This is a genomic window from Micromonospora sp. KC721, from assembly GCF_004348355.1.
In the GTDB taxonomy this organism is placed as follows: domain Bacteria; phylum Actinomycetota; class Actinomycetes; order Mycobacteriales; family Micromonosporaceae; genus Micromonospora.
Map to the genome: position 1 here is coordinate 1 of NZ_SMJY01000200.1, position 10,549 is coordinate 10,549.

Annotated in this window: 11 protein-coding genes and 1 pseudogene; 6 read left to right on the plus strand and 6 right to left on the minus strand. The window is 71.1% G+C overall.

Annotated features, from left to right (window positions below):
• The first annotated feature begins 187 nt into the window (after positions 1-187).
• Positions 188-538, plus strand: coding sequence for a transposase (locus tag E1182_RS33085; RefSeq protein WP_132269807.1), 351 nt, complete (start codon positions 188-190; stop codon positions 536-538).
• Between the two features lie 190 nt (positions 539-728).
• Here the strand turns inward: E1182_RS33085 and E1182_RS25425 are convergent, their stop codons facing one another.
• Positions 729-1,196: a hypothetical protein gene (locus E1182_RS25425; protein WP_132269809.1), complete on the minus strand. Its 468-nt coding sequence runs from the start codon at positions 1,194-1,196 to the stop codon at positions 729-731.
• A gap of 185 nt (positions 1,197-1,381) precedes the next feature.
• Here E1182_RS25425 and E1182_RS25430 point away from each other — a divergent pair, with 185 nt between their 5' ends.
• The 4 genes from E1182_RS25430 to E1182_RS25445 all read left to right on the plus strand — a co-directional run bounded on the left by E1182_RS25430 (position 1,382) and on the right by E1182_RS25445 (position 4,942).
• On the plus strand, positions 1,382-2,473 hold the full coding sequence (locus E1182_RS25430) for a S1 family peptidase (protein ID WP_132269811.1): 1,092 nt from the start codon (positions 1,382-1,384) through the stop codon (positions 2,471-2,473).
• A 205-nt stretch (positions 2,474-2,678) separates the two neighbouring features.
• The gene (locus tag E1182_RS25435) at positions 2,679-3,119 is read left to right on the plus strand and encodes a cellulose binding domain-containing protein (protein ID WP_165942715.1); all 441 of its coding nucleotides are present in this window, start codon (positions 2,679-2,681) and stop codon (positions 3,117-3,119) included.
• 95 nt (positions 3,120-3,214) lie between these two features.
• On the plus strand, positions 3,215-4,021 hold the full coding sequence (locus E1182_RS25440; protein ID WP_243706416.1) for a MerR family transcriptional regulator: 807 nt from the start codon (positions 3,215-3,217) through the stop codon (positions 4,019-4,021).
• A gap of 3 nt (positions 4,022-4,024) precedes the next feature.
• Positions 4,025-4,942 (plus strand): hypothetical protein, encoded by a 918-nt coding sequence (locus E1182_RS25445; RefSeq protein ID WP_132269817.1) that lies wholly within the window; start codon positions 4,025-4,027, stop codon positions 4,940-4,942.
• A gap of 124 nt (positions 4,943-5,066) precedes the next feature.
• Here the strand turns inward: E1182_RS25445 and E1182_RS25450 are convergent, their stop codons facing one another.
• From E1182_RS25450 to E1182_RS25465, 5 genes and pseudogenes are all read right to left on the minus strand, one after another.
• The gene (locus E1182_RS25450) at positions 5,067-5,876 is read right to left on the minus strand and encodes a hypothetical protein (RefSeq protein WP_132269819.1); all 810 of its coding nucleotides are present in this window, start codon (positions 5,874-5,876) and stop codon (positions 5,067-5,069) included.
• A gap of 61 nt (positions 5,877-5,937) precedes the next feature.
• Positions 5,938-6,267: pseudogene (locus E1182_RS33090) on the minus strand (hypothetical protein); the annotation flags it as partial.
• Between the two features lie 176 nt (positions 6,268-6,443).
• The gene (locus E1182_RS25455; protein ID WP_132269821.1) at positions 6,444-8,180 is read right to left on the minus strand and encodes a multicopper oxidase family protein; all 1,737 of its coding nucleotides are present in this window, start codon (positions 8,178-8,180) and stop codon (positions 6,444-6,446) included.
• On the minus strand, positions 8,177-8,629 hold the full coding sequence (locus E1182_RS25460; protein ID WP_132269824.1) for a DUF6220 domain-containing protein: 453 nt from the start codon (positions 8,627-8,629) through the stop codon (positions 8,177-8,179). The genes E1182_RS25455 and E1182_RS25460 overlap by 4 nt, the downstream gene beginning before the upstream one ends.
• A gap of 9 nt (positions 8,630-8,638) precedes the next feature.
• Positions 8,639-9,628, minus strand: coding sequence for a carboxymuconolactone decarboxylase family protein (locus E1182_RS25465; RefSeq protein ID WP_132269826.1), 990 nt, complete (start codon positions 9,626-9,628; stop codon positions 8,639-8,641).
• A gap of 142 nt (positions 9,629-9,770) precedes the next feature.
• Here E1182_RS25465 and E1182_RS25470 point away from each other — a divergent pair.
• Positions 9,771-10,549 (plus strand): sensor histidine kinase (locus E1182_RS25470; protein ID WP_132269828.1); only part of this gene is annotated, 779 nt, incomplete at its 3' end.

Genomic DNA, 10,549 nt, shown 5'->3' on the forward strand with positions numbered 1-10,549 from the left:
CCCAAAAGCAGCAGGGCAGACCTGAGCCTCTACGCCGTCCTCCGCGACCTGCAGTACTTACTCGCGACCTGGCTCGGGTTCTGCCCCCTCTGCCGCCAACTCGTCCCAACCTAACAAAGCGCTACTAAGGGCGTGTCTTAGTTGGTAGGGGACGGACGTCGGGCATGATTTCGGTTTCGTGGAGGACATGATCCGTACCTGGGCGCCTGATGATTTGTGGGACATCGTCAAGCCGTTGGTCAAGTCTCCGCCGCGTCGTGCCCAGGGTGGTGGTATCGCCCGGGTTGATGACCGGGCGGTCCTGGCCGCAATCGTGTACGCCACCCAGGCGGGATGTTCGTGGTGGAAGCTGCCCACCCCGCTGTTCGGGGTCAGCCGGGCGACCGCGCACCGCCGGTTCGCCGAGTGGACCCGTGATGGCCTGTGGGATCGGATGCACCAGGCGGTCCTGGTCCGTCTCGGTGCTGCTGGCGCGATCGACTGGTCGCGGGCGGTGGTTGACTCGATCAGCGTCCGGGCGGAAAAAGGGGGGACCTGACCGGGCCCAGTCCGGTCGACCGAGGGAAACCCAGAAGCAAGATCTTGATCGATGGGTAGCCGTTACCCGGATCAGGGATCCCATCCTCCTAGGATGGATAGGGGGTGTGCGACCCGCGCTCGGTAGGCGGCGCGGAGCACTCCACGAGAGTCGAGTCAGCAGGACGGTGCCGGGAGCCGTGGCGGCTGCCTCAGTCGACGCGCAGGCGTACCGGCTCGCCGGTCAGTTCCCGTTCGAGGTACGTGCGGGTGTCCCGGTGGGCGACCATGACCAGGTAGACGTCCTGCCCGGTCGGTACGCCCGGAACGGAGAACGCAAACCGGCACGTGCCGTCGGTGAGCGCCTGCGGATCGGTCAGCCGCCCGGCGGCCAAGCCGCCTGTGGTTGTGATGAGCACCAGGGCGCCGTCGACGACGTCGGCATGGGTTCCGGTGCCGCCGCAGCCGCCGCGGCCGTCCCTGCTGAAGGACGCGCTGTCCCCGAGCACGACCACGCCGGAGACCATGAAGGCGCTGGTGGCCGACGGGCGCGCGACGACGCGGGTGCGTGGTCCGTTGTTGTTGAGGAACATGCTGAGGGCGAGGCCGAGGCCGGCGACAGCGCCGACCCACATCCAGACCGAGCGCCGTGAGGCCGGCTCTGCATGCAACGGCTGCATCAGATCTCCGTGGTCAGGCATGGGGGGGCGCAGCCTACCGCCGACGGCCTCGCCCCGGTGGGGCACTCTGCGTCCGGAGGGCGTGGGCGGCGGGAGATTCACGTTCATGCCATCCCGCGTTCGCTGCGTTCGATGATCACAAGCCCCTAGCGTGGGACGTCCTGACACCTTTCGGGAGGCAGTACGTGAACACAATTCCCTCGCTGCGACGCGCAGCAGCCGTCGCCACCACGGCCATCCTCGCCGTCGCCGGCCTGGCTGTCCCGTCGGCCGCCAGCGCCCGGCCGGCCGCCGACACCAGTTCCGCGCCCGCCGGCATCACGAGGCAGGCGGCGAGCGCCCTCGTGGAGCGCCTCGGCGCCGACCGTACCGGCGGCGCCTGGCTCGACCGCAGCGGCCGGATGGTTGTCGCGGTGACCGACGCCGCCGCCGAGCAGGCCGTTGTCGGCGCAGGCGGGATCGCCCAGCGGGTCACCCGCAGTACGGCCGAGCTGAACGCCATCAACGCCACCCTCGGACAGCAGATCGCCATGCCGGGCGTGGCCTTCGGCGTGGACAGCATCAACAACAAGCTTTTCATCGACGCCGACACGACCGTCTCCACCGAGGACTACCAGCGGCTCGTGGAGCTGGCCGCCTCCCACGACGGAGCGGTGACGGTGCGGCGGATGCGCGGCGAACTCAAGCCGTTCATCCAGGGTGGGCGGTTCATCACGCCCAACCGTGGCTCCGAGATCGGCTCGTGCTCGGTTGGCTTCAACGTCCGGAAGAAGGACAACCCCAACTCGCTGTACATGATCACGGCGGGGCACTGCACGGTGGGCGCGTCCGGCGTCAGCGACTGGTACGACGGGATCGGCCAGTACGTCGGCTACGACGCCGGCGGCAACTTCCCGGGCAACGACTTCGGCCTGATCAAGCACAACAACGCGAGCCTCAGCAAGCCCGGCAACGTGTGGATCAGCGAGGGCGTCGTCCGCGACGTCACCCACTCGCGCGACGCCGGCCTGGGGGAGACCGTCTGCCACAGTGGCTGGAAGACCGGCTACCGCTGCGGCGAGGTGCTCGCCAGGAACACCACGGCCAACTATCGCGAAGGTCGGGTGACCGGGCTGGACTATACGAGCTTCTGCGCCGCCGGTGGCGACAGTGGCGGCTCGGTCTTCCACGGCGACGCGGCGCTCGGCCTCGTCTCCGGCGGGATCCCGGAGGACTGCCGCACCTACGTGCAGCCGCTCAACGAGGCGCTCGCCTGGTACGACGTCGAGGTTTACTAGTCGCTCGGCCCGCCTGACGGGCGGGCCGGCAGCAGAGCCGTCCAGTTGGCCGGCCCCGCAGCTCGCTCGGCTCCCAGGAGCAGGGCTCGGGGTCGGCCACCGGTCCATCCGGGAGGTCCCGCACCCGTCGGCATTGAACGGCAACGGTAAATGCGTAACGATGGCATTGCACTCAGTCGATGAGGTGAGCCGTGGGGAGGGCAGTATGGGCGGCGGGACCAGGACGACAATCTCCAGTATCTGCGCGGCCGCTGTCGCGTCGGCGACGCTCGCCGGTGTCGCCGCCGTGCCCGCCGCCGCGGCGCCCGCCGCCAACGAGACCGCGGCCGCCTCGGTCGGGGCCTACTGCGACGTGGCGATGCAGGTTGTCGCGCAGTGGTCCACCGGGTACGGCGTCGTTCTCGCCGTCCGGAACACCAGCGACGTGCCGGTACGGTGGCGTCGACTCGACCTGAGCTTTCCGGGTCCGATCTGGTCGGTGCAGGCGTGGAACGTCAGCTACACCCAGCACGGGCAGCAGGTGACGTTCGTTCCGTCATCCAGCGGCGTGCTCCAGCCCGGTCAGACGGTGACGATCGGCCTGATCTACGCGTCGGGAAGCATCAGCACGCCCCCGCAGCCCGAGGTGACCTGCTCACCGACCTGACGGCTCGGCCACCGCGCGACCTCGCCGGGTGTTCCGCTCGCCGTGCCGCCGCACGGGATTGACCTCGCCCAAGGGGCATGGCCCAGGCTGGGTTGGTGACCGATGCGGATGACATGTTGCCGGGCGAGTTCGGGGCCGCGACGCGCCTGTCGCCGAAGGCGCTGCGCCTGTACGCCGAGCAGGGGCTGCTGGTGCCCGCCGGCGTCGACCCGGTCACCGGGTACCGTCGCTATCACCGGGACCAGATCCCGCGCGGTCGGCTCATCGCCCGGCTGCGTACCTTGAGCCTGCCACTGGGCCGCATCGCCACACTGCTGGCGCTCAGCCCGCAGGCTCGTCAGGCCGAGCTGCGGGCCTGGCTGGCCGCCCAGGAGATCCAGCTTCGCCGCCGGCGTGAGCTGATCGAGGTGCTCGACGCTGCGGCCAGCCCGGTCACCACCGTCCCGAGGTTGCGGATCCGACCGCAACGCAAGCTGTTGTGCCAGGAACGGCGCGTTCGCGTCGGCGAGCTGGATGCCTTCGTCGCCCAGGCGCAGGACCGCGTCCGGAGCCGGCTTCGAGCGGTCGGCCTGCCCGGCACCGGGCCGACGCTGGTGCACTTCCACGGGTTCGTGACCCACGACAGCGACGGACCCGTCGAGGTCGCCGTGCCGTTCAGTGGCTCCGTCGAACCCGTCGACGATCTGCGGGTACGGCTCTCGCCGGCCGGCACCGACGCCTATCTGCCGGTCGCCCAGGCCGACGCCGGGTTTCCCGACATCCTGCGCGCCTACGACGCGTTGGAGGCATGGATGGACGCGAACCGTCTGGTTTGCCTCGCCAGCCCGGTCGAGATCTGGCCGGGCAGCGACGGTGCCGTCCTCGACGTCACCTACCCCGTCTCGACGAGTGAAGGAAAGTGAAGCGTGCACCCCTACATCGGCTCCGGGCCCTACTGCTACGCCAACTCGCTGGCGATGCTGCTCGGCCCGGACGCGCCGTCGCCGTCGGTGATCGAGGTGCTGACCGGATCGCCCTTCGGATTCGCGCTGATCGCCGGCCGGCTGCCCTTCTTCGACCCGTACGGCTGGGATCCCGACCGAGGGCTCGACGACGCGCTCGACCTACTGGGCTGGACCTGCCGCCGGGATGGCGAGGACGACGCTGACCGGGCGTTGGCGATGCTCCGCGAGGCGGTCGAGGCCGGCCCGGTCCTGGCCGGGCCGATGGAGATCGGTTTGCTGCGTCACCTGCCCGGGATGACCGGACCGATCGAGTCGGACCACTTCGTCGTCGTGCTGGAGGTCGACGAGGCGTTGGTCCGCTTCCACGACCCGCACGGCTGCCCCTACGCGACCCTGCCCATCCCGGACTTTCTGGCCGCGTGGCGCGCCGACACCATCGACTACCGGAGCGCCTCGTACCCGATGCGGACCGCATTCCGCCGGGTCCGCGAGGTCACCGTCGAGGCGGCGCTACGCGCGGCCCTGCCCGACGCGGTGACCTGGCTACGCGGACGCGCCGACGTCCCGGTGCCGGCCGGTACGGTCGGCGGTGCCGCCGCCGTCCACCGGTTCGCCGACCAGGTCACCGACGGGCTGGATCCGGCCGTGCGCGATCACCTGGCGCATTTCGCGATCCGGGTCGGTGCCCGGCGGCTCGCTGACGCCGGCACCGCCCTTGCCGGCCTCGGCCACGACCGGGCCGCCGCCGTCGCCACCCGGCAGGCCCGACTGGTCGGCAGCCTCCAGCACGACATCGTGAACGGCCATCCGGCATCCGCAGCCGACACGCTGCGACAGCTCGCGCCGACCTACGACGAGTTGGCCACCGTGCTCGGTTGACGCCGGTGGCGTCACCTGGCGGTCCGGCGCGGAATGGCCGGACAGCCCGTCGGGCGTGTCGGCGGTGGCCGACACGCCCGACGGTGGTGTCAGCGGACGTGGATGTTGGGTTGCGGCGGGGTGCTCATGCGTTGCCGATGAAGAAGCTGGGGTGCGGCGGTTGGTTGTAGGCGGTGTTCTGCCAGGCGACCGCGACCCGGTACTGGGCGTCGTGCATCAGGGTGTAGATCCGCCGGTCGGTCTGGACAGGGGTGGCGTGGATGCGCAGCGCGGCGTTGTCGTCGCGGGGCAGGATGATCTCCTCCCGCCAGTCGCCGAACAGGTCGCCGGAGAGCGACGGAGTGGACTTCGTGCCGTTGACCGAGTGTGCGCCGGAGGCCGTCAGGAGGCGGGTGTCGCCGCCGGTGCCGTACTTGTCGACGCGGTTGCCGTCGAGCAGTTCCCGCACCGGGTCGCCGTCCCACCAGGCCAGAAAGTTGTACGACGAGGGGTTACGGCCCACCGAGCCACCGGAGGCGTTGAACAGGTTGCCCAGCCCGGTGCCGCTGCCCCAGAACTCGCCGCCGGCGTTGCCGGCGTGAATGTCGCCGGCCACGCCGCGGGCGGGGCCCTCGCAGCCGCAGCTGTTGTTCTTCCGCATGATGACGCTGCCGGTGTTGGCGTCGCGCAGCGTGGCGGAGGCGCCGAAGCTCTGCTCGTGGATCATCCAGATCTCCTGGCCGGCCCGGTTGGGCACGAAGTCGCTCACGTGCAGGGCGTCGCCGTGGGCGTAGAAGCCGGTGGTGTACCGGCCGGTGCCGTTGGCGTTGATGGTCATACCGCCGTAGACGACCTCGTCGGTGCCGTTGCCGTCGACATCGGCGATGGACAGCGAATGGGCACCCCGGCCCGTCCACTGCCTTCCGGCGTTGCCGGAGTCGAACTTCCAGCGCAAGGTTCAGCGCCCCGTTGCGGAAGTCCCACGCCGCGATCGTGCTCTTCTCGTAGTAGCCGCGACCCATGATCAGGCTGGGCCGCTGCCCGTCGAGGTAGGCGGTGCCGGCCAGGAACCGGTCACCCCGGTTGCCGTTGCAGTCACCCCAGTCGCAGATGTTGCCGCGGGCGGGCTCGAAGTTCACCATGGACAGCACGGCGCCGGTGAGCCCGCTGAACATGGTCAGGTACTCCGGGCCGGTGATGATGTGACCGTTGGAGTTGCGGTGGTCGGCGTTGGCGTTGCCGATGACCTGCCCGGTGCCGGAGACGGTGCCGTCGCCCGTTCTGACGGCCAGGTCGGCCGGATCCGCCCGGTTGGCCGCCACCGCCCGCCCATGACCCGTTGCCACCGCGTCCGACCTGCTGCCCGGAGGCAGGACGGCACCCAGCTGCCCAGCGGGGTTGGCGGGTTGCTCGTCACGTCGAGCCAGCGGTTGTCACTCCGTCCGCCCACCGCGACGTGTGTCACATATCTTGTCCCTGGGGTGAGCGACTGTCGATCGACGTCCATCCATATAGCGGTGAATCACGAATACATCAGGTGCAGTGTCATCCCGGCGTCGACGTGCGCCAGGTTGTGGCAGTGGTTGGCCCACATTCCGGGGTTGTCGGCCCGAAACGCCACCTCCCAGACGTCGCCGGGGCGTACGTCGAACGAGTCCAGCCACAGGGGGCTTCCCGTCACCGACGTCCTGTTGCGGGACAACACCAGGACGTGATGCCCGTGCAGATGCCAGGGGTGTACCACCATCGATCGGTTCACGATCGTGAACCTGACGATGTCGCCGAGGCGGACGACCTGAGGCGGGATGTCCGGGTCGGTGGCGCCGTTGACGGTGTGGCCGTACCGCGGAAGCAGTCCGCGCAGGTCGAGGCCGCGGTCCAGGACGAGGGTGAAATCCCGGTCGAACCGGGACCACGGCACCGGAGCGCCGACGCCGTAACCGAGCGGATCCAGCACCGGCCATCTGTCGGTCGCCGCCGACACCGGTCCGGTCGAGTAGACCGCACGTCCGTCGACGAACAGCGCCACCGGTGTGGCGGGCGCGGTGAACACCAGGTCGTAGCGTCCACCGGCCGGGATCAGTACGGCGGTGTCCACGACCGGGGTCGGTCCCTGCAGGTCGTATCCGTCGATCGCGACGACCCGGAACGCGGTCCCGGCCAGCGCGTACCGGTGGGTCGTGCTGTCGGTGTTGATCAGCCGCAGCCGCACAGGTTCTCCCACCCCGACCGGCTCCACTCTCGGCGTGGGCAGCGTCTGGCCGGCCAGCGTGTGTACCGGCACCGTGACGTCGACGCCGGTCACCGGCACCGGTCGCACCACCAGGACCCCGTAGAGTCCCTTCTGCACGCCGACGTCGGACACCGCGTGCGTGTGGTACCAGTACGTCCCGGCCTGGTCGGCGCGGAACCGGTAGACGAACTCCTGTCCGGGCAGCACCGCCGCCTGCGTCACGCCGGGCACCCCGTCCTGACTGTTCGGCACGTCGTACCCGTGCCAGTGCAGCGTGACGCCGCGCGCGATGTCCCGGTTGCGCAGCGTCACCTCCAGGACGTCGCCGACGGTGGCGGTCAACTCCGGCCCGGGAACCTGCTCGTTGAAGGCCCACGCCGCGACGTCGCGGCCGCTCACCCGGACCGTGGCGGTCCCGGCCGTCAGGGTGAACCGTCTGGTCGGTTCGCCCACGGTCCGCGCATCCCGATATCCGTGATCATGTGGCATGACCGGAGCCGATCCCGGGGCGGCCAGCCCGGTTCCGGTCACCAGCGCCGCGACCGCCACCACGGCGACCGCCCGGGACACCATCGGAGACGGGCGGGTACCGAGGACGCGCCACGAGGCCACGGTCGCTGCGAGGATTCCGGCGACCGCGAGCAGTCCCACGCCCGCCGACGCCGGATAGCCGTGCAGGAGCGTCACCAGCAGGGCGCCGAGCCCGGCGTACCCGGCGAAGAGCAGTGGCACCGCGGTGGACCGGATGTCGCCCGGGATCCGCAGCAGCCGTGTCCCCGCGACGAGCGTCCCGGCGAGCGACAGGGGAGCGGCGATGAGGGCCTTCTCCGCCGCGAACCACCATCCGGCGCGGGCGAGCGCGGTGATCGTGATCGCCCGGGCGAACGTGGCGAGCAGCGCGACGGCGGCCAGTCCCAGCGCGAGCGGCCGGCGTCGGGCAGCCGACGCGGTGCCGGCGCCCAGCCACCCGGCGGCCGCGAGGACCGCGATCACCAGGTCGGCCGCGAGCAGCGAGCCGGTGTTCATGCCAGCCCCCCTTCCCGGACGGTCACCGCAGTGGCGCCGGCCGGTGCCGGACGGGCCAGCTTCCGCGCCTGCTGTTGGACGGCGACCACGACGTGCACCGCGATGATTCCGTTGAGCGCGTGCAGCCCGGCGGTGGTCAGGCCGAACGGGGTGCTGACGCCCGCGACGTCGGTGGACGCGTTCGCGAGCATGGCGGTGAGCGCCTGCACGACGACGAGTCCGAGCGGCAGGAACGTCAGTCCGACGAGCCGGCCCGGCGCCTTCGCCAGCCCGGCGCACAGGATGGTGAGCAGGGCGAGGACGGGGATGACAACCGTCCCGTTGACGCTGTGCAGGACATACGCGCCTTCACCGGCGGGTTTCGTGAACGCCCCCACGGCGGCGAGGACGAACTGCAGGGCGAACGCGACGAGCAGCAGGGTGCTGACGATGACGAATGCCTTGCGCATGGTGATCTCCTAGGCGTGAGCCGCGGACAGGGCCCGGGCGATGTGGTCGGTGGCCGTGATCGCGCCGTACGCGACGATGCGCACGAGGTCGGCGTCGTCCGGACGGGACAAACGCCAGACCGCGACATCGGCCGGGGTGATCGCGGCGGGGGCGAATGCCGCCAGCAGCGCGATCCGTGTCCCGACCCGGTCCATGCCGGACAGGTCCAGGACAAGTTTGGAGGCCCACTCGGCGGGCCGGGCCGGATGCTGTCCGTCCTCCCAGCGCACCGTGGCCGTGACCGTCTGGCGCGCCACATCGCTCAGCAGGTCACCGCCCTGCGAAGCGGCGTTCCTCAGCGCCGCGTACGCGACGCCCACCGGGCTGTCTCCGGCCCACGCCGGTGGCGCCGTCGGGGCGGCGTCGAGCAGCGGGAGGCTGCGGCCCGGTTCCCTGCGCTCCCGAACCATCCTGGCGTAGAAGCGGCCCTCAGCCGACCGCACCACCGGTGAGCGCGGCAGGCCGCCGGGCAGCAGATCCGGGTCGAGCAGTGCCGAGACGATCCGGTTGATGAAGTGGAGGGCGAGCAGGCTGCCGGTGATCTCAGGGCCGTACGGGCTGGTCCAGGCGGTGCTTCGGGGGGTGCGGCTGGCCTCGGCCCAGGCCGCGAGTTCGGCCTGCCTCGGATCCTGCGGCGCCCCGCCCCGGGCGATGACCTCGGCCAGCTCGTGCCCGCCGTGCGCGTGTAGCAGCATCACGTGGGCGTGGACGCAGAACCGGCAGCGGTTCGCCCGCGACACCGCCGACGCGACGAGCTCGCGGTCGATCCGGGACACATCGCCGGCGAGCAGTGCCTCGCGCATCAGCGCCCAGGTGGCGGCCAGCACGTCGGGCGCCGGCGAGAGCGCCTGGAAGGTGGGGACCGGCCCGAGGAAGTCTTCCCGCAGCTGCTGGTAGACCTCCGCGGTCGGACCGGTAGCAGCTTCGACCGCAGCGGGGATGAAGAAGCGGTATGTCATGGGCTCGATGCTCGTCGCGGTGAGCCGGAAAAACGTCGTGCCGCCGCAGACACTTGCCCGGGTGGGATACCGCGTCCGCAGTACGCCTCGGCTACCGCAGGCGTGGGACGTGTCCCGGTGGCCGCCGGTCTACAGTTCGCTCATGCGCCGCGATCTGCCGTACGCCCTCAGCGGCCTCGTCCTCGGCGGCTTCCTGCTCGGCAACGCCGCGCTCGCGCCGGACGCCGCGCCGGTCCGGGCGATCGACGTGGCTCTGGTCCTGGTCATGGCGGCGGCTCTGGCGGCGTGCCGGCGACATCCGGTGGTGGCGTTGATCGCGGTGACCGCCGCCATGCTGGCCCTGCACGTGCGGGTGCACCCTGGGGCGTCCGCCGGGTTCCCCGTCCTGGGCGCGGTCTACGTTGCCGCCTGGCGGGGACACCGATCGGCCGCCGCCCTGGCCAGCCTCGTCTTCCTCGGCGGATTCCTGGCCCGCGACATCGCCGTCGCGCCCGCCGGCCGGCCCGGCCAGCTGATCGTCGAGCGGACCGCCCTGCTGCTGGGCTGGTTTGTGGCGGCCAACGTCGCCGGGCTCGTCGCGCGGCAACGCCGGGCGTACCTGGAACAGGTCGAGCAGCGGGCGATCGAGGCCGAACGCACCCGCGAGGAGATGGCGTTGCGCCGCGCGGGGGAGGAGCGGCTACGCATCGCCCGGGATCTGCACGACTCGCTGACCCACAGCATTTCGGTGATCAAGGTGCAGGCCGGGATCGCCGTGCACCTGGCCCGCAAGCGCGGCGAGGAACCGTCGGCCGCGCTGCTGGCGATCCAGGAGGCCAGCAGCGCCGCGATGCGGGAACTGCGGGCGACGCTGGACGTCCTGCGCGCACCCTCTGCGGTGGACCGCGTCGGGCTGGGCCGGGTGGGCGAGCTGGCCGAGCG

What these genes read in the sequence shown, in the direction of transcription:
- E1182_RS33085 (WP_132269807.1), top strand. Translation starts at nt 188, where the DNA reads ATGATCCGTACCTGGGCGCCTGATGATTTGTGGGACATCGTCAAGCCG.
- E1182_RS25425 (WP_132269809.1), bottom strand. Translation starts at nt 1,196, where the DNA reads ATGCAGCCGTTGCATGCAGAGCCGGCCTCACGGCGCTCGGTCTGGATG.
- E1182_RS25435 (WP_165942715.1), top strand. Translation starts at nt 2,679, where the DNA reads ATGGGCGGCGGGACCAGGACGACAATCTCCAGTATCTGCGCGGCCGCT.
- E1182_RS25455 (WP_132269821.1), bottom strand. Translation starts at nt 8,180, where the DNA reads ATGAACACCGGCTCGCTGCTCGCGGCCGACCTGGTGATCGCGGTCCTC.
- E1182_RS25460 (WP_132269824.1), bottom strand. Translation starts at nt 8,629, where the DNA reads ATGCGCAAGGCATTCGTCATCGTCAGCACCCTGCTGCTCGTCGCGTTC.
- E1182_RS25465 (WP_132269826.1), bottom strand. Translation starts at nt 9,628, where the DNA reads ATGACATACCGCTTCTTCATCCCCGCTGCGGTCGAAGCTGCTACCGGT.